A 17485-nucleotide genomic window follows, 5' to 3' on the forward strand; every position below is an offset into this window, starting at 1 on the left:
CGGCGCGGACGGTCGTTCAGCCGGTCAGCCGGTCAGCCGGCCGGACGGACGGTCACCACCGGCTCGTGGCGGACCGGGAAGTTCACCGAGGAGGCGATGAAGCAGTCCCGGGACGCCGGGCCGTGCAGGGCCAGCGCCTGGGCGCGCATCGACTCCTCGGCGACCTCGATCCGCGGGCGGAGCACCACCTCGGTGAACCGGCCGCCGTTGCCCTCGGTGCGCATGGTGCCGGTGGAGTCGTCCGCGTAGGAGCGGACCACGACGCCGTTGACCGCGCAGTGGTGCAGGTAGGAGAGCAGGTGGCACTGGGCCAGCGCGGCCAGCAGCAGCTGCTCCGGGTTCCACCGGGAGCGGTCGCCGCGGAAGGTCGGGTCGGCGCTGCCCAGGACGTCCGGCAGGCCCTCGGCCGAGACCGTGTGGTCCCGGGCGTAGGAGCGGTAGTGGTCGGTGCCGGTGCCGAGGTCGCCGGTCCACTCGACCCGGACCGCGTAGTGGTGGTCGTGGGAGAAGGCCATGCGGGTCACTCCGTGTCGTCGGGCGCGGCCGGTCGGTCGGCCGCGCAGGTGTCCAGGACGTGCCGGCGGGCCGCCGCCGCGGCGGCGGCCCCGTCCCCGGCGGTGATCGCGGTGAGCAGGTCGCGGTGCTGGGCGTCGACCAGGGCGGTGCGGCCGGGCGGGCCGAGGGTGCGCCGGGTGGAGACCTGGATCTGGTCCCACAGCCGGTCCAGGCTGTGCAGCGCCACCGGGTTGGCCGCCAGCTCGGCGACCCGCCGGTGGAAGGCCCGGTTCAGCCGCACCGCCGCGGTCAACTCCCCGTCCACGGTGGCCCGGTGGGTGCGGTCGGCGAGCGCGGCCAGGTCGGTCAGCTCGGCCGGGGCCAGCCGCCCCGCCCGCTGCCGCTCGGCCGCCAGCTCGGCCGTCAGCGCCTCCAGCGCGGCCCGCACCCGGTAGACGTGCACCAGCTCCGCACCGTCCAGCCGCACCACCCGCACGCCCCGCCCGGCCGGGGCCAGCAGCCCGTCCGAGGCCAGCGCCCGGAACGCCTCCCGCACCGGTGTGCGGCTCACCCCCAGCGTCCCGGCGACCTCCACCTCGCCCAGCCGGGAGCCCGGCGGGTAGTGGCCGTCCAGGATCAGTTCCCGCAGTCGCACGCGGGTGCTCTCGGTCTGCACCGGGCCAGCGTAGAGCGCTGCATGCATTGCATGCAATGACCATGTGCCTGCGGCACAGCCGCAGGTGGGGAACTCGGTGGGGCGCCGACGGCCCGGTCCGCTATATTCGCGCAGCCTCGACCCGTTTCACTCGCAGGGGGGACCATTCATGCCGCTCGACCAGGAGGGCACCGGGAAGGACGGCCCGGCCGACGCCCGGGCCGACACCCGGGACGGCGCTCCGGCTGCCCCGCCTGCCCTCTCGCTGGAGAAGCCCGCCGCCGTGGCCGCCGAGGCCGCTGAGGCGGGGCCGGGGCCGGGGCCGGGAGCGCAGGTGGAGGCGGAGGCGGGCGCCGGGCCGACCGCTGAGGCCCAGCGGAGCGTCCCCGCCGTCTCCTTCGCGAAGCGCGACACCGCCGAGCCCGTCGCCGACGCCGTACCCGTCGCCGAGCCCACTGCGGATGCCGCCGCCGCGCCCGTCGCCCCGCAGCCGGTCAACCCATGGGCGATGCCCGCCCCCGGCGCTGCCCCCGAGGCGGCCGCCGCGGCTCCCGCTCCCGTGCCCTCGCCCGCTCCCGTGCCCGCCGCCAACCCGTGGGCGGCCCCCGCACCCGGCGCCACGGCCCCCGCGGCCGGTGCGGCGGAGACCGGGGCGGCCGGGCCCGCCGCCAACCCGTGGGCCCCCGCCCCGGACGGCCGGCAGCCGTGGGGGAGCGGTGCCTTCCCGCCCCCGCAGGGCCCGTACCCCGGCCCGGGCCCGTACCCCGGCCAGGTGCTCGGTCAGGTGCCCGGCCAGGTGCCGGGTCAGTTCGGGGCGCCCGGCTACCCGGCGTTCCCGCAGCAGCGGTCGCTGTACACCAACGGGCTGGCCATCGCCTCGCTGGTGGTGAGCTTCCTGTGCTTCTTCGGCACCGCCGCCGTCATCATGGGCCCGATCGCGCTGCGCCAGATCAAGCGGACCGGCGAGCGCGGCCGGGGCCTGGCGGTCTCGGCCATCGTGATCGGCTCGATCTGGGCGGTGCTCTTCGCGGTGGTGCTGGTCGCCAACGCCCTCGACCCGGCCTCCGGGCAGGACGACGGCGACGGCCGCCCCACCTCCACCCGCAACGGCTCCGCGGTGGTGCCGGCCGCCTCCGCGCTGCGGCTGGAGGTCGGCGAGTGCTTCGACCTGGTCGGGACGCTGGTGACCAAGCGGATCGACTGCGCGCAGCCGCACAAGGGCGAGGTCTTCTGGACCGGCATCCCGGTCGAGACGGGCGACTACCCGTTCACGAGCGTGCTGGAGGACGAGGCGGAGAAGGGCTGCTCCGACCACGTCGACCAGTACGTGATGGACACCTGGACGCTCGGCGACTCGCTGGACTACCGCTACGTCTACCCCGACCGGAACAGCTGGGACGCGGTCGGCGGCCGGCGGCTGGTCTGCTTCTTCACCGACAGCGAGCCGCTCACCGCCCCGCTGCGCAAGGACCAGACCACCCTGACCTCCGACCAGCTGCACCTGCTGCTGGCCACCAACCAGTTCGACCGGGCCTGGGCCGAGGCCCCGAACGAGGACCTCGACGTCGCGGACGACCCGGCGGCGTTCCGCACCTGGGCCGACGGGCTGGCCGCCGCCGCCGACAAGCAGGCCGCGCTGCTCGCCGGGGCGCAGTGGACCACCGCCGACCGGAAGACCGTCGACCGGCTGGTGGGCGAGTCCAGGGAGGCCGCCCGGCACTTCCGGGCCGCCGGGAAGCTGACCGGCGCCGAGGACGTCGAGCGCGAGCTGACGGCCGGCTACCAGCACCTGGGCGACGACCTGATCCTCGACCTGCGGCGCGGGCTGGGCCTGGCCACCCACGACCAGGAGCCCGCCAAGCACCCCTCGAACCAGGCGGTCTGACCCCGCCGCGTCCCGCGCCGACCCGCCGGGGCCGGGTGACACCCCGTCACCCGGCCCCGGCCGCGTCCGGCCCAGGTCACCCGCCCGCGTCCGGGTTCAGCCCCGCCCGGCCGCCCACGCGGCGGCGTGCCGGACCAGCCGGGCGGGCAGCGCGGGCGCGCCGGTCCAGTGCAGGTGCAGGTAGGAGGCGTGCACCGAGCCGTGCAGGTGGCCCTCGGTGTGCGGGCCGGCGGGGGTGCGCCAGCCCCAGGCGGGGGACGGGCCGGCCGCCGGGTCGGTGGCGGTGCGGTGGAACTCGTGGCCGCGCACCCGGGTGCCGGCCGCCGCCAGCGGCGAGTCGGCGAGCGCCACCGCCTCCCGGTAGCCGAGGGTCAGCCGGGGCGTCATCCGGGCCGTGGAGTCCAGCACCCCGCACATCGGCAGGCCGTCCAACTCCCGCCCCAGGTACAGCAGTCCGGCGCACTCGCCGACCACCGGCGCGCCGCTCGCGGCCAGTGCGGCGACCGCCCCGCGCAGCGCCGCGTTGGCGCTCAGCTCGGTGACGTACACCTCGGGGAAGCCGCCGCCGATCACCAGCGCGGCCGTCCGCTCGGGCAGCCGCTCGTCGTGCAGCGGGTCGAACGGCACCACCTCGGCCCCGGCGGCGGCCAGCAGTTCGGCGTTCTCCGCGTACGAGAAGGAGAACGCCGCGCCGCCCGCCAGCGCGACCCGCGGCCGGGGCCCGGTGAGCGGCTCGACCTCGGCCGCCGGGTCCCAGGGCGCGGCGGACAGCGGCGGGGCGGTGCGGGCCAGCGCCAGCACCGCGTCCAGGTCGACCGACCGGCCGACCAGTTCGCCCATCTCGCGCACCGCCCGCAGCGCCTCCGCCGAGCGCTCCACGGCCGGCACCAGGCCCAGGTGCCGGGACGGCGTGTCGACCGCCCCGGCCCGGCGCACCGCGCCCAGCACCGGCACCCCGGAGCCCTCCTCCAGGGCCTCGCGCAGCAGCGTCTCGTGCCGGTCGGAGGCGACCTTGTTCAGGATCACCCCGGCCAGCCGGACCTCCGGGTCCCAGGACGCGAAGCCGTGCACCAGCGCCGCCACCGACCGGGACTGCGAGGAGGCGTCCACCACCAGCACCACCGGCGCCCGCAGCAGCTTCGCCACCTGCGCCGTGGACGCCAGCTCGCCCCGCCCGGCCGCCCCGTCGTACAGGCCCATCACGCCCTCGACCACCGCGACGTCCGCCCCGGCCGCGCCGTGCGCGAACAGCGGGGCGATCCGCTCCGGGCCGCTCATCCAGGCGTCCAGGTTGCGGCCCGGGCGCCCGGCGGCCAGCGCGTGGTAGCCGGGGTCGATGTAGTCCGGTCCGACCTTGTGCGGGGAGACCGCCAGCCCGCGCGCGGCCAGCGCCGCGATCAGTCCGGTGGCCACCGTGGTCTTGCCCGCGCCCGAGGAGGGTGCGGCGACCACCAGGCGGGGTATCACGTCGTTCAACTCGCTACCACTCGATACCGCGCTGGCCCTTGCGGCCCGCGTCCATCGGATGCTTCACCTTGGTCATCTCGGTGACCAGGTCGGCCAGTTCGAGCAGCGGCTCGGGCGCGTACCGGCCGGTCACCACCACGTGCTGGCTGCCCGGGCGGTCCCGCAGCACCCCGACCACCTCGGCCACGTCGATCCACCCCCAGTGCAGCGGGTAGGTGAACTCGTCCAGCACGTAGAACCGGTACGTCTCGGCCGCCAGGTCCCGCTTGACCTGCTCCCAGCCCTCCCGGGCCGCCTCCTCGGAGGACTCGATGTCGCGCTGCACCCAGGACCAGCCCGAGCCCATCTTGTGCCAGGCCACCGTGCCGCCCTGCCCGGACTCGCCGAGCACCCGCAGCGCGTTCTCCTCGCCGACCTTCCACTTCGCCGACTTCACGAACTGGAACACCCCGACCGGCCAGCCCTGGTTCCAGGCCCGCAGCGCCATCCCGAACGCCGCCGTGGACTTCCCCTTGCCCGGCCCGGTGTGCACCGCCGTGATCGGCAGCGTCCGCCGCTGCCGGGTCGTCAGCCCGTCGTCCGGGACGTTCTCCGCCACTCCCTTGGGCATACCGCTCACGCCGCCTTTCGCGTCGTCGTCGTCATGGTCGTCCGGGCTTCCCGCACCAGCGAGGCCACCCCTTCGGCCCGCAGCTCGTCCAGGCTCACCGCGTCACCGTTCAGGTGCGCCGCCAACTCCCTCGCCAGACCCAGCCGGACGGGGCCGGACTCGCAGTCCAGCACCACCGCGGCCACGCCCTGCGCGGCCAGCAGCCCGGCCGCCCGGCGGGCCCGCGGCAGCGCGTCCCGGCCGCCGGTGGCCCGGCCGTCGGTGACCACCACCAGCAGCGGACGGCGGTCCGGGTCGCGCAGCCGCTCCACCCGCAGCACCTCGTGCGCCCGCAGCAGGCCCGCCTCCAGCGGCGTCCGGCCGCCGGTCGGCAGCTGCTCCAGCCGGGCCGCGCCCACCTCCACCGAGGAGGTCGGCGGCAGCGCCAACTCCGCGTCCGCGCCCCGGAACGTCACCAGCCCGATCTTGTCGCGCCGCTGGTAGGCGTCCATCAGCAGCGACAGCACCGCGCCCTTGACCGCCGTCATCCGCTGCCGGGCCGCCATCGACCCCGAGGCGTCCACCACGAACAGCACCAGGTTCGACTCCCGCCCCCGGCGCACCTGCTCGCGCAGGTCGTCCCGGCGCAGCACCAGCGCCCGGCCGCTGCGCCCGCGCGCCGCCTGGTGCGGCGCCGCCGCGCGCAGCGTCGCGCTCAGGTGCAGCCGGGACAGCCGGCCCCGCGGGCGGCGGGCCCGGATGGTGTGCCCGGCCTCCGTCTCGGCGGGCGAGCGCCGTCCCTGGGCGCCCCGGCCGGTGCCGTCCACCTTGAACAACCGGGTGCGGTACGGCTGGTCGGCCGCCACCGGCGCCGACTCCCGCCCGCCGCCCGGGCGCTGCCGCGGCGGGGCGGGCGCCTCGGTCGAATCCTCCCGCGCGGGCAGGTCGTCGGGACCGGACGGTTCCGGCGCGCCGCCACCGCCGTCCGGACCGCCGCCGTCGCCGTTGTCCGGTCCGCCGTTGTCCGGTCCGCCGCCGTCCGGGCCGTCGTCCTCCGGCGGGCCCTGGGGCTCCTCCGGCTCCTCCGGCCGGTGCTCGGCCAGCGTCCGGTCCAACTGCTCCTCGTCCAGTCCGGGCGCGTCGAACGGGTTGCGCCGCCGCCGGTGCGGCAGCGCCAGCCGGGCGGCGGTGCGGACGTCCTCCTCCCGCACCTCGGTGCGGCCCGCCCAGGCGGCCAGCGCCACCGCCGTGCGCGCCATCACGATGTCCGCCCGCAGGCCGTCCACCTCGAACGCCGCGCACACCGCCGTGATCTGCCGCAGCGCCAGGTCGGACAGCTCCACGCTCGGCAGCAACTCCCGGGCGGCGGTGATCCGTTCGGCCAGTTCCCGCTCCCGGTCGGCCCAGCGGGCCGCGAAGCCGGTCGGGTCGGCGTCGTAGCCGAGCCGCCGGCGCACCACCTCGGCGCGCTCGTCCGCGTCCCGGGTCGCCGCGATCTCCACCGTCAGGCCGAACCGGTCCAGCAGCTGCGGACGCAGCTCGCCCTCCTCCGGGTTCATCGTCCCGACCAGCAGGAACCGCGCCGCGTGCCGCACCGACACGCCCTCGCGCTCCACGTACGAGCGGCCCATCGCCGCCGCGTCCAGCAGCAGGTCCACCAGGTGGTCCTGGAGCAGGTTCACCTCGTCGATGTACAGCACCCCGCGGTGCGCCTTCGCCAGCAGGCCCGGCTCGTACGCCTTCACGCCCTCGGCCAGCGCCCGCTCCAGGTCCAGCGAGCCGACCACCCGGTCCTCGGAGACGCCCACCGGCAACTCCACCAGGAACGCCGGCCGTTCGTCCTCGCCCGCCCCCGCGTGCGGCCCGTCCGGGCACTGCGGGTCCACCGCCGCCGGGTCGCAGGCGAACCGGCAGCCCGCCACCACGTCGATCGACGGCAGCAGCCCCGCCAGGGCCCGCACCATCGTCGACTTCGCGGTCCCCTTCTCGCCGCGCACCAGCACCCCGCCCACGGCCGGCGAGACCGCGTTCAGCAGCAGCCCCAGCCGCAGGTCGTCCATGCCCACGATCGCCGTGAACGGATAACGGGCCTCGGTCACTTGGCACTCCCCATCTCCAGTGGGGCCGGAGCCCCGGGCGGCACGAACGGCAGACCCGCCGGTGCCCCGTTCTCGATCAGCTTCCACAGCGCGTCCGTGTCGGCGTGCTCCGCGACCAAGTCGCCCAGCGCGTCCAGCCGTCGCTCGCGGGCGGCGGCGAAGGAGGTGTCCGGCGCCGGGACGAAGGACCGCCCGGCGGCGCGGGCCGCCTCGGCCAGGAACGCCCGCCGGAACGCGTCGTTCTCCAGCACGCCGTGCCAGGTCGTCCCCCACACCGCGCCGGTGCGGCAGCCGTCCAGCGGCCGGCCGGCGGCGTCCGCGACGAACGGCTCGCCGCCCTCCACCGCCACCACGCCGTGGTGGATCTCGTACCCCTCCACCCGCTCGCCCAGCGCCACCCCCGACGGCCGGGCCAGCACCTTCTCGGCGCCGAACACCACCCGCACCGGCAGCAGCCCCAGGCCGTCCACCGCACCGGCCTTCGACTCCACCTCGTCGAGGATCTCCCGCCCCAGCATCTGGTACCCGCCGCACACCCCCAGCACCGGCAGCCCCGCCGCGACCCGGTCCGCCAGCGGCTCCGCCAGCCCCTGCGCCCGCAGCCAGGCCAGGTCCGCGACGGTGGCCCGGGTGCCCGGCAGCACCACCAGGTCGGCGTCGGCCAGCTCCTCCGGGCGGGTCGCCCAGCGCACCAGCACGCCCGGCTCCTGCGCCAGCGCGTCCACGTCCGTGAAGTTCGACAGCCGGGGGAAGCGCACCACCGCGACCCGCAGCACCTGCGCCCCCACCGGGGCGCCCGCCGCCGGGCGCGCCGCGACCGAGGCCAGGTCCAGCGAGTCCTCCGCGTCCAGCCACAGCCCCTGGAGCATCGGGAACGTCCCCAGCACCGGGCGGCCGGTCAGCTGCCGCAGCATCTCCAGGCCCGGCGCCAGCAGCCGGGCGTCCCCGCGGAACTTGTTGACCAGCCACCCCGCGACCAGCGACTGGTCGTCCGGCGACAGCAGCGCCAGCGTCCCGAACATCGACGCGAACACCCCGCCGCGGTCGATGTCCCCGACCACCACCACCGGCAGCCGGGCCGCCGAGGCCAGCCCCATGTTGGCGATGTCCCGGTCCCGCAGGTTGATCTCCGCCGGGGAGCCCGCGCCCTCGCACACCACCACGTCGAACCGCGACCGCAGGTCCGCCAGGCACTCCAGCGCCCGCTCCAGCAGGACGGGCTTGCGCTCCCGATAGTCCAGCGCCCCGACCTCCGCGACCGCCCGCCCCAGCAGCACCACCTGGCTGCGCCCGTCGGCCCCCGGCTTCAGCAGCACCGGGTTCATCGCCGCCTCCGGCGCCACCCCCGCCGCCTGCGCCTGCATCGCCTGCGCCCGCCCGATCTCCGCCCCGTCGACCGTCACGAAGGAGTTCAGCGACATGTTCTGCGCCTTGAACGGCGCCACCCGCACCCCCTGCCGGGCCAGCCACCGGCAGATCCCCGCCGTCACCACGCTCTTCCCCGCATCCGAGGTCGTACCGGCCACCAGCAGCGCGCCGTTCACGGCAGGACTCCTTCACAACGGAGGGGACGGAGGGGAAGAGGGGAGGGCGGTCGGCCGGAGTCCCGGGCCGCGGCGGCCGGGGCCGCGGGCCGCCGGCGGCGCGGTGGCTCGTCCGGCACGGGCCGGGGGTGCGAGGAACCGCGGGAAGCGGGCACCCTCCGGCGCCCCGAGGAGGCGGGGGAGGCGGGGGAGGCGGGCGGTCCGCCGAGACGTGCCGGGGCCGGAGCCGGTCGCACCGCCCGCGCGCGCCGCGCGCTCGGGCTCACCCGCGCGCTCGGGCTCACCCGCGCCGCCCGGCCAGGACGGCCCGCGCGGCGAGCGTCGTGGCGAGGGCGAGCGCGCCGACCCGGCGCGAGAGGCGGCAGGCCCGTTCGATGTCGGGGGCGCCGACCGGCGGCAGGTCCGCGCCGAGGACCGGTCGGTGCTCGACCCGCTCGCCGTAGCGCAGCGTCCCGCCCAGCCGGACGCCCAGCGCGCCCGCGAACGCGGCCTCCGCCTGGCCCGCGTTGGGACTCGGGTGCGCGGAGCCGTCCCGCCGCCAGACCCGCCAGGTCCGCCCGGGCGCGCCGGACGCGGCGACGGTGAGCAGCGCGGTCAGCCGGGCGCCCGGCCAGCCCGCGACGTCGTCCAGCCGGGCCGCGGCCCAGCCGAAGCGCCGGTAGCGCGCCGACCGGTGCCCGACCATCGCGTCCAGCGTGTTGACGGCCCGGAAGGCCAGCAGCCCCGGCACGCCCGCGACGCCGCCCCACACCAGGGCGTTGACCACCGCGTCGGCGGTGTTCTCGGCGACCGACTCGACCACCGCCCGGGCCACCTGCCGCTCGTCCAGGCCGGACGGGTCGCGCCCGCACAGGTGCGGCAGCCGCTCCCGGGCCCCGGCCAGGTCGCCGTCCGCCAGCGAGCGCCCGATCGTCCGGGCCTCCCGGGTCAGCGACGTTCCGCCCAGCACCGTGAAGGCCGCCGCGGCGGCCAGCGCCCCCGCCGCGAGCGGCGAGCGCCGCACCGCCCGGACGGCCAGCCCCGCGCCGCCCGCGACCGCGCCGACCGCGAGCGCGGTGTGCAGCGCCCCGGCCCCGCGGTGGTCGCGCCACAGGCGGCGCTCCAGCCGGGCCGCGGCGGTGCCGAACAGGGCGACGGGGTGGCCGCGCCGGGGATCTCCGAACCGGGCGTCCGCGAGGTATCCCGCGGCCGCGCCCACCAGGTACGGGGCTGCCCCCATGGCGTTGTGTCCTCACTCAGGGTCCGCGCCCTGGATCGACGGAACGGGGGCCAGAGTCTCCTGACTTCCGGTCACCCCGCGCGGGGTGTTCCGGTCACAGTGGCGGGACCGCGCCGGACTCGCACCGGCTTCCTCTGCTTGCCTCCGTTTGGCCCGAAGATCCCACCACGCCCGCTTCGGGGCAGTCAACCGAGCCGGCGGAGGGTTTGGTCACACCCCGCACCGGGCGCCGCCGGACGGGCCGCCGGGGCCAAGGCGCCAGCTCAGGCGGGGTGCGCGGCGGGCGCGCCGCCGCTGTCCTGGTCGCCCGGACCGTCCGGGCCGTCCGGGCCGTCGCGCAGCGAGCGGACCATGCTCCGCAGGCTCCGGAACGCGTCCGACCGCTCGGCCTCGGTCATGCCCGCCAGCATCCTGACCTCGACGGACCGGACCGCCGCGCTCGCCCGCTCCAGGCTCCGCCGCCCCCGGGGGGTGAGCCGGGCGGGCAGGGCCTTCCCGACCGGGGGCTCCGCGGGCCTGGTCACGTAGCCGTCCCGTTCCAGGTTCTGGAGCAGCACGTTCATCGACTGCCGGGTCACGAACGCGCCGCGCGCCAGCTCGGAGTTGGACAGGCCCGGCCGCTGGGCCAGCAGTTCGAGGCAGGAGTAGTGCGTCACCGTCATGCCGAGCGGCCGCAGCACCTCCTCCATGGCCGAGCGCAGGACGCTCGACGCCTCCTTCAGCAGGTAGCCCAGTGAGCTGTCCAGGTCGATGCCGGGGCCGGTGCCGCTTTGACTCATGTCAGCAGTCTGACATACGTTGGTGCGTGTCAGGAATCTGACACAAAGGGAAGGAGCACCGCCATGCCCGCCACCGGCCCCGACTTCATCTCGCTGCAGGCCCGCGACCTCGCCGCCTCGCAGGCGTTCTACGAGCGCTACCTCGGCCTCGTCCGCTCACCCGCCGGGCCGCCGCACGCCGTCGTCTTCGCGACCCGGCCGATCGCGTTCGCCCTCCGCGAGGTCGTCCCCGGCACCGACCTCGACTCCGCCGCCCGGCCCGGCATCGGCACCGCGATCTGGCTGCACGCCACCGACGTCCAGGCCGTCCACGACGCCCTCGCCGCCGACGGCCACACCATCGTCTCCGCGCCGATCGACGGCCCCTTCGGCCGGACCTTCACCTTCGCCGACCCCGACGGCTACCACGTCACCCTCCACGACCGCACCTGAGACCGCGTCCGACCGGCCGGCGGCTGATCCGGCGGGAGCGGGGGATGGCCCCCACACGCCAACTCGCTAGCCTCGACGCATGATTACCTGCGTAGTGGAGTACGTGATCGATCCGGCGCAGATCGAAGCATTCGAGAGGTTCGGGCGTCGCTGGATGGAGCTGGTCAACCGCCACGGCGGCACGCACCACGGCTACTTCCTGCCGGCGGAGGGCGCCAGCGACAAGGCGCTCGCCCTCTTCAGCTTCCCCAGCCTCGCAGCCTACGAGCAGTACCGGACCCTGTTCGGCAAGGATCCCGATTTCATCGAGGCGGACCACATCAGAGACGACAGCGGCTGCGTCCTGCGCTACGAACGCACCTTCATGCGCCCGCTCCTGCCCGACCCCTCCCCGTGACCCGGGACGGACGTCCTCCCGCGTCCCCGCAGCCGCACGGCCCGGCGCCGGCGCACCGCCGGCCTCGGCCGGTGCCGCTCCTGCCCGACGGACTGACAGATCCCGGCCGCCCCACCGGCCGGACCGTCCACGATCCGACCGGGGCGGTCGCCGGCAGCCCGGTGTCCGCGCCCGCATCCGCGAGGATCTCCTGGGCCGGTTCGAGGCAGGTTCGAGGCGGGTTCGAGGCCGGTTCGAGGCCGGTGGAGGACAGGCGGGGCAGACTGCGGAGGAACACCTCCGGATGGCCGTGCTGCCGCAACCGGCGCACGTCTTTGCTGGACATCCGGATGCCGTTCCCCAGCTGCCACCCCCGGCTCGGCAACCGGTCCGGACGGCCCGCGAAAGAGGTCCCGGGCAGCGGCGGCGCTTGCCCCGGGACCGTCCCGGCACCGTGCGTCCGGGACGGACGCCGCCCGGTCGGCGCCGTGGGCGATCGTCCGTTTCGTGAATTCCCCGCTGCGCTGCCGGAGCCGGGATTCCTCGTCGTGGTACAGCTCCAGGGCGTCGAGGAACACGCCGTCGCGGGCATGCGCGCCGGAAGCGCCGGAAGCGCCGAGCCAGGTCGAATTTCCCGCGCAGGACCGCCACCCGGGCGACGTCCTCCAGGGCGTTCACCGGCGGCCTCCCCTCCCCGTGGGTGCGGTCGCCGGCCGTGATCCGCTCGACGGCCGCCACCCGTGCGACCACGTCCGCTCGACCACCGGGCGCTCTTGCCGCGCGAACCGCGTACAGCAGCCAAGCGCCGGACCCGAAGGTCATCCGCGCCCGGTGAATCCCGGGTGCGACGACCGCGCCGTCCCGTCACCCGCCGCGCCGCCCCGATTCGCCGTCCGTCCTGCGGGCAGGTGGACTGGGAGGACAGGACCGCCAGGACCCGGGAGACCGCCATGCGTTGGGGAACCGCCGCCGTCGTCGCAGCCGCCGCCGCAGGAACCGGAGCGGCGGCCTTCCTGCTGCTCGGCCGGAGAGTGTCGGACCGGGTGGTGCGCCCCGGCCCGGCGCGCGGGGGGTTCGGGCCCGCGCCGGTGAAGGTGAAGGTGCACGCGCTGGGGCCCGGGCGGGTGGTGCTGACCGCGACCCCGGACACCCTGCGCCCCGGCCACTACGCGCTGGAGTGGGGAGAGGGCGGCCACGCCGTGGTCGGCGAGGTGCTGGACGCCGCCGGCGACCGGGTGGTCCGGCGGCTGGAGCGCGCCGACGGCGGCACCCTGGCGGTCGGCACCGAGGTCCGGGTCACCCCGCGGGTGCTGCTCGGCGACCCGCGCACCGCCCTCGGCCTGGACTACGCGGAGGTCGCGGTGGCCGGCGAGCTCGGCGACCTCCCGGCCTGGCGCACCGCCGGCATCCGCGGCACCTGGGTGGTCCTGGTGCACGGCCCGGGCGCCGACCGCGAGCAGACGCTGCCGGTGCTGCCGCTGCTGCACGCGCTGCGGCTGCCCACGCTGTCCGTCAGCTACCGCGGCGACGCGGGCACGCCCGCCCCGCCCGACGGCCTGGGCCACTTCGGTGAGACCGAGTGGCAGGACGTCGACGTCGCCGTCCGGTACGCGCTCGCCCAGGGAGCCAACAAGGTGGTGCTGTACGGCTGGTCGGTCGGCGCGACCATCGCCCTGCACACCGCCGCCCGCTCCACCTGGCGCGACCGGATCGCCGGACTGGTGCTGGACTCCCCGGTGCTGGACTGGTCCGAGACCGTCCGCCGGGGCACCACCCGCAGCTGGTCGTCCCCCGCGCTCGGCGAACTCGGCACCCTCGCCGCCCAGGGCCGCACCGGCGTCGACCTCGCCGACTTCGCCCGGATCGCCTCCGGCGCCGACCTGGCCTCGCCCGCGCTGCTGCTGCACAGCCCCGACGACCCGGTCGCCCCGTGGAGCGCCGCCCGGCGCCTGGCCGAGGGCCGCGACGACCTGGTCAGCCTGCACCCGGTGCCGCACGCCGAGCACGCCGCGCTGTGGAACGCCGACCCGGACGGGTACACCGAGGCGCTGCGCCGCTTCCTCACCCCGCTGCTCTGAGCCCCGCTGCTCTGAGCCCTGCTCCCGTGCGCCCTCGCCGCCGGTGAGCCAGCCCCCGTCAGCCCCCGTCAGCCCCGCCGAACGCCGCCGCCGCGACCCCGCCGCGACCCCGTCGCGCGGGCGGGAACCGGAGCGCCGCCCCCCGCGTCTCCGTCTCGGAGCGGTCACGATATCCGCCATGTCCACGCCGAAAAGCGGAGTGATTCCTCCCGTTTCGCGGCGACTCGTCCCCCCACCGTTCGAGTCGTTCGGACATCGGGCCGAGACAGCGCGGCAGTCGATGTGACAGAAGGCCCGTACAAGGGGAAGACTGCACGGCGTGACGTCTCGGAACCCGCGCGACCGTGATGCCCCGCACCCGCCCCACCGCACCGGTGCGACGGTGACCCGTCTGCCCGGAACGGCGGCCGTCGGTCGTGCGGAGGGCACCCCACCCGCCGCCGCCACCCGCCGCCGGGTCCCCGCGAAGCCGGGGCGCGGCCGGGCGCCCGTGCCGGACGGCTTCCCCGCCCCCTCCGAGCTCGCCCCGCTGGCCCGCCGGATGCTGGCCGACGCCGTCCGCGTCGCCCGCTGGGCCGGCGAGCTCTCCGAGGTCGACAAGCGCGGCGAACTGCTCCCCGACGACGCCCGCGCCGCCGGGCGCGCCCTGGCGATGACCGTGGGCGCCGCCGCCAACGCCTGGGGCCAGGCCCTGCTGGTCGGCCTGGTCGAACTCCGCGACGGCGGTGCCGGCCCCGGCTGGCGGCTGCACGCCTGGGAGCACGACGATGAGGCGGTGGTCCGCGGCTGGTCCGCGCTGTTCGACGCCTGGACGCTGCTCGCCCCCGTCCCGCCCGCCGCGCTGCGCGGCGTCTTCGCCCAGTTGGCCGGGCAGGCCGTCGACCAGGCCCCCCAGCTGCTGTCCTTCCTGCACCTGGTGGACGGCCCGGTCGCCGACAGCGAACTGCTCGAACTGCTCCGCCGCGGCCTCGACGAGCGCCGCCTCGGCCCCAGCTCCGGCACCTTCCCGCTGTCGCCCGTCCCGCACGCCGCGTTCGCGGTCTCCGCCGTCCGCGGCACCTGCCGCGAGCCGCAGATCGACACCCCGCACTCGCCCGCCGACGTCGCCGCCGTGCTCGACTGGATGCTCGACGGCCTGGCCGCCGTCGGCGCGCTCGGCCGCCGCGACGAGGCCGCCGAGCTCTCCCCGCTCGGCCACTGGGCGGTCCGGGCCAAGCTGGAGGAGATCTGCACCGTCGCGCAGACCGCCGCCGGCCACATCGAGCAGAGCGCCGCCGAGCTGCTCAGCGCCTGCGCCGACTACAGCCCCGGCCCGGCCCGCGCCGAGTTCCGGGCCTGGGTCGCCGCCCGCCCCGCCGACCGCGCCGTCGCCGAACTGCTGGAAGCCGCCCGCGGCGAGGACGCGCTGGTCCGCGGCCTCGCCTTCGAGGCGCTGCGGGTGGTGGCCGGCTCCACCGCCGAGCAGGGCGTGCGGGGCGCGGTCGAGGAGGCCGTTCTGCGCCCCTACGCGCTGCTCTGGCTGGCCGAACAGCTGGACGAGGAGGGCGTGTCCCCGGCCGACGTGCTGGGCGCGGAGGACGCCGCCTGGCTGTGGGTGGACACCGCCGCCGCCGTGCTCGACCACGGCGAGACCGCGCTGCTGGTCGGCCACGTCGAGGGCGCGTCGGCCGGCGAGCCGGTCCGGCTGTTCCACCGGGCCCGCCAGTCCGGCCACCCGCGCGCCGCGAGCGTCCTGACGGCCGTCGCCTCGGTCCACCCCGACCCGGCGGTGGCCCGGGCCGCCCGCCGCAGCGCCTTCTCGGTGCACAACGGCGGCGCGTAGCCGCCTCTCCGCGAAGGGGAACGCGACGACAGCGCGGAACGCCAGAGCACGGAACGACACAGCGCGGAACGCCACAGCGGAAAGAGCCGCCCTCCCGGAAGTTCTCCGGGAGGGCGGCTCTCTTCGCGTACCGCGGGGGGCGTCAGCCCCGGTTCTCGGCCCGTCGCGCCCGCACCACGCCGACCTTCTCGCCGACCTTGCGGCGGATGACCAGCAGCGGCGCCATCGCGGCCAGCGCGATCTGGGCGACCGCGCCGATGTGCATCAGCGTGTCGCCGCCGGGCAGGCCCGCCGCCCAGGAGGCGAGGCAGCCGATGGAGACCACGATCCAGGCCAGCGTCGCGGTGGCGAGCAGGCCCTGCGGCTTGGGGTACTCGATCCGGCTGACCATCAGGTAGGCCACGCCGAAGATCATCAGCAGGCCGGGGACGAACGGCGGGTCGAGCAGCACGATGGCCAGCACGGTCATCGCGCCCATCGGGCAGGGCATGCCCTGGAAGATCCCGGGCCGCATCTTGACCGCCGAGAAGCGGGCCAGCCGCAGCACCACGGCCAGCAGCACGGTCAGCGCGATGAACGCGGACAGCTGCTGGTTGGAGCCGGGGGAGACCAGGCCCCACACCGCGACGAAGTAGGCCGGCGCGATGCCGAAGCTGATCAGGTCGGCCAGGTTGTCGAGCTCGGCGCCGAGCGCGGAGGAGCGCAGCTTGCGCGCCACCAGGCCGTCGAAGAGGTCGCACATGGAGCCGATCAGCAGCAGGGTGACCGCGGTGGCGGCGCTGTGCTTGACCGGGGCGGTCGACTCGTCGGTGAGGTGCGGCATCAGGATGCCCGTGGTGATCGAGTAGATCGCCAGGAAGCCGCAGACGGCGTTGCCGAGGGTCAGGAAGTCGGCGGTGGACAGGTGCTGGGGGGAGCGGGGGGCGCGCAGTTCGCGGTCCCGGGCCCAGCGTCGACGGCGGAGCTCGGTCGACTCTTCGTCGTCGAGCTCCATGAGGGTTTCCGGATCAGTCACGGTCAAGGCGAGTCACCCCGGCGGTGGTCTTCTGGCCGACCGTGACGCCGACCTCGACGCCCGCCGGCAGGTAGGTGTCGACGCGGGAGCCGAAGCGGATCAGACCGACCCGCTCGCCCTGCTCGACCTTGGTGCCGGCGTCCATGTAGGGGACGATGCGGCGGGCCACAGCACCCGCGATCTGCACCATCTCGATGTCGCCGAGCTCGGTGTCGAAGTGCCACACGACGCGCTCGTTGCGGTCGCTGTCCTTGTTGAACGCCGGGACGAACCCACCGGCGATGTGCTCGACGGACGTCACGGTGCCGGCCAGCGGCGCCCGGTTGACGTGGACGTTGAGCGGGCTCATGAAGATGGCGACGCGGGTGCGCCCGTCCGGCCACTCGTCGATGGACTGGACCACGCCGTCGGCCGGGGAGATGACTCGGCCGGCGCCGATCTCGCGCTCCGGGTCGCGGAAGAACCACAGCATGCCAGCGCTCAGGGCGCAGGCGGGCACGGCCGCCAGGGCCCACTTGCCGGAACGCCGGGTGAGGGCGGTCGTCACGGCGGCGGTGGCCAGCGTGGGAACGAACCAGGGGGTGGCACCGCGCGCGATGGTCACGCGGGGACGCCGACCCTCGGGTCCGGGACCCTGGGCGGAGGTGTGAGGGGACGGGCTGATGGGCATCGAGGACCTTTAGTCGCGGCCCGCGCGGGGACAGTGAATCGCCCCTGGACTGGGGGCCACCGCGGGGATCGAGTTGTGTGGACGGCTGCTGTCCGGGTGGATGCTATCGGGACCTGCCCGTATATGGGCAAGCCGCCTGCTAGTCGAACTGCGCCTGCCTGCTCGGCCGAGCGCCTGCTATGCATACGACCGTAACCGGAGCGGAGCCGGTTCCCCAAGAGGTGCCGGGTCACGGGTGATTCACGTCTCAGTGACGGCGGTGTGACACGCGGTGTGCGGAGGCGGGGGGGGGGGGGGGGGGCGGGCCGCCCCCCCCCCCCCCCCCCCCCCCCCCCCCCCCCCCCCCCCCCCCCCCCCCCC

The 17485-nt window shown here is 76.2% G+C and carries 15 protein-coding genes and 1 riboswitch; of the genes, 5 read left to right on the forward strand and 10 right to left on the reverse strand.

Annotated elements, in window-relative coordinates; genetic code table 11:
* Nucleotides 1-32: 32 nt before the first annotated feature.
* Nucleotides 33-515: an OsmC family protein gene (locus ACIQVD_RS27445; protein ID WP_100840195.1), complete on the reverse strand. Its 483-nt coding sequence runs from the start codon at nucleotides 513-515 to the stop codon at nucleotides 33-35.
* A gap of 5 nt (nucleotides 516-520) precedes the next feature.
* A complete protein-coding gene (locus tag ACIQVD_RS27450) occupies nucleotides 521-1171 on the reverse strand; it encodes a GntR family transcriptional regulator (RefSeq protein ID WP_400690047.1) in 651 nt (216 codons plus the stop codon).
* 148 nt (nucleotides 1172-1319) lie between these two features.
* On the opposite strand from ACIQVD_RS27450, the gene ACIQVD_RS27455 reads away from it, so the two are divergent.
* Nucleotides 1320-3035, forward strand: a complete 1716-nt coding sequence (locus ACIQVD_RS27455) for a DUF4190 domain-containing protein (RefSeq protein ID WP_402292010.1) — start codon at nucleotides 1320-1322, stop codon at nucleotides 3033-3035.
* Nucleotides 3036-3131: 96 nt separating this feature from the next.
* Here the strand turns inward: ACIQVD_RS27455 and ACIQVD_RS27460 are convergent, their stop codons facing one another.
* The 6 genes from ACIQVD_RS27460 to ACIQVD_RS27485 all read right to left on the reverse strand — a co-directional run bounded on the left by ACIQVD_RS27460 (nucleotide 3132) and on the right by ACIQVD_RS27485 (nucleotide 10732).
* Entirely contained in the window at nucleotides 3132-4502 is a 1371-nt protein-coding gene (locus ACIQVD_RS27460; RefSeq protein WP_400690242.1) for a cobyrinate a,c-diamide synthase, read from the reverse strand.
* 13 nt (nucleotides 4503-4515) lie between these two features.
* Complete coding sequence (gene cobO, locus ACIQVD_RS27465) at nucleotides 4516-5112, reverse strand: cob(I)yrinic acid a,c-diamide adenosyltransferase (RefSeq protein WP_282206615.1); 597 nt, start codon at nucleotides 5110-5112, stop codon at nucleotides 4516-4518.
* Nucleotides 5113-5117: 5 nt separating this feature from the next.
* Nucleotides 5118-7151: a putative cobaltochelatase gene (locus tag ACIQVD_RS27470; RefSeq protein ID WP_402292015.1), complete on the reverse strand. Its 2034-nt coding sequence runs from the start codon at nucleotides 7149-7151 to the stop codon at nucleotides 5118-5120.
* Nucleotides 7152-7186: 35 nt separating this feature from the next.
* A complete protein-coding gene (locus tag ACIQVD_RS27475; protein ID WP_400690053.1) occupies nucleotides 7187-8734 on the reverse strand; it encodes a cobyric acid synthase in 1548 nt (515 codons plus the stop codon).
* Between the two features lie 280 nt (nucleotides 8735-9014).
* Complete coding sequence (locus ACIQVD_RS27480; RefSeq protein WP_400690056.1) at nucleotides 9015-9953, reverse strand: cobalamin biosynthesis protein; 939 nt, start codon at nucleotides 9951-9953, stop codon at nucleotides 9015-9017.
* A gap of 53 nt (nucleotides 9954-10006) precedes the next feature.
* Nucleotides 10007-10089: riboswitch (cobalamin riboswitch) on the reverse strand.
* A 127-nt stretch (nucleotides 10090-10216) separates the two neighbouring features.
* Nucleotides 10217-10732, reverse strand: coding sequence for a MarR family winged helix-turn-helix transcriptional regulator (locus ACIQVD_RS27485; RefSeq protein WP_402292011.1), 516 nt, complete (start codon nucleotides 10730-10732; stop codon nucleotides 10217-10219).
* A 63-nt stretch (nucleotides 10733-10795) separates the two neighbouring features.
* On the opposite strand from ACIQVD_RS27485, the gene ACIQVD_RS27490 reads away from it, so the two are divergent.
* The 4 genes from ACIQVD_RS27490 to ACIQVD_RS27505 all read left to right on the forward strand — a co-directional run bounded on the left by ACIQVD_RS27490 (nucleotide 10796) and on the right by ACIQVD_RS27505 (nucleotide 15440).
* On the forward strand, nucleotides 10796-11164 hold the full coding sequence (locus tag ACIQVD_RS27490; RefSeq protein WP_402292012.1) for a VOC family protein: 369 nt from the start codon (nucleotides 10796-10798) through the stop codon (nucleotides 11162-11164).
* Nucleotides 11165-11243: 79 nt separating this feature from the next.
* A complete protein-coding gene (locus ACIQVD_RS27495; RefSeq protein WP_400690064.1) occupies nucleotides 11244-11561 on the forward strand; it encodes an NIPSNAP family protein in 318 nt (105 codons plus the stop codon).
* Between the two features lie 929 nt (nucleotides 11562-12490).
* Nucleotides 12491-13618: an alpha/beta hydrolase family protein gene (locus tag ACIQVD_RS27500; RefSeq protein WP_400690067.1), complete on the forward strand. Its 1128-nt coding sequence runs from the start codon at nucleotides 12491-12493 to the stop codon at nucleotides 13616-13618.
* A 382-nt stretch (nucleotides 13619-14000) separates the two neighbouring features.
* Entirely contained in the window at nucleotides 14001-15440 is a 1440-nt protein-coding gene (locus ACIQVD_RS27505) for a hypothetical protein (RefSeq protein ID WP_282202863.1), read from the forward strand.
* A 142-nt stretch (nucleotides 15441-15582) separates the two neighbouring features.
* Here the strand turns inward: ACIQVD_RS27505 and ACIQVD_RS27510 are convergent, their stop codons facing one another.
* Both ACIQVD_RS27510 and ACIQVD_RS27515 read right to left on the reverse strand, forming a co-directional pair.
* The gene (locus ACIQVD_RS27510) at nucleotides 15583-16434 is read right to left on the reverse strand and encodes a phosphatidylcholine/phosphatidylserine synthase (RefSeq protein ID WP_100840185.1); all 852 of its coding nucleotides are present in this window, start codon (nucleotides 16432-16434) and stop codon (nucleotides 15583-15585) included.
* Between the two features lie 13 nt (nucleotides 16435-16447).
* Nucleotides 16448-17125 (reverse strand): phosphatidylserine decarboxylase, encoded by a 678-nt coding sequence (locus tag ACIQVD_RS27515; protein ID WP_400690072.1) that lies wholly within the window; start codon nucleotides 17123-17125, stop codon nucleotides 16448-16450.
* Nucleotides 17126-17485: the final 360 nt, after the last annotated feature.

This window comes from Kitasatospora sp. NPDC090308, from assembly GCF_044769485.1.
Taxonomy (GTDB): Bacteria; Actinomycetota; Actinomycetes; order Streptomycetales; family Streptomycetaceae; genus Kitasatospora; species Kitasatospora fiedleri.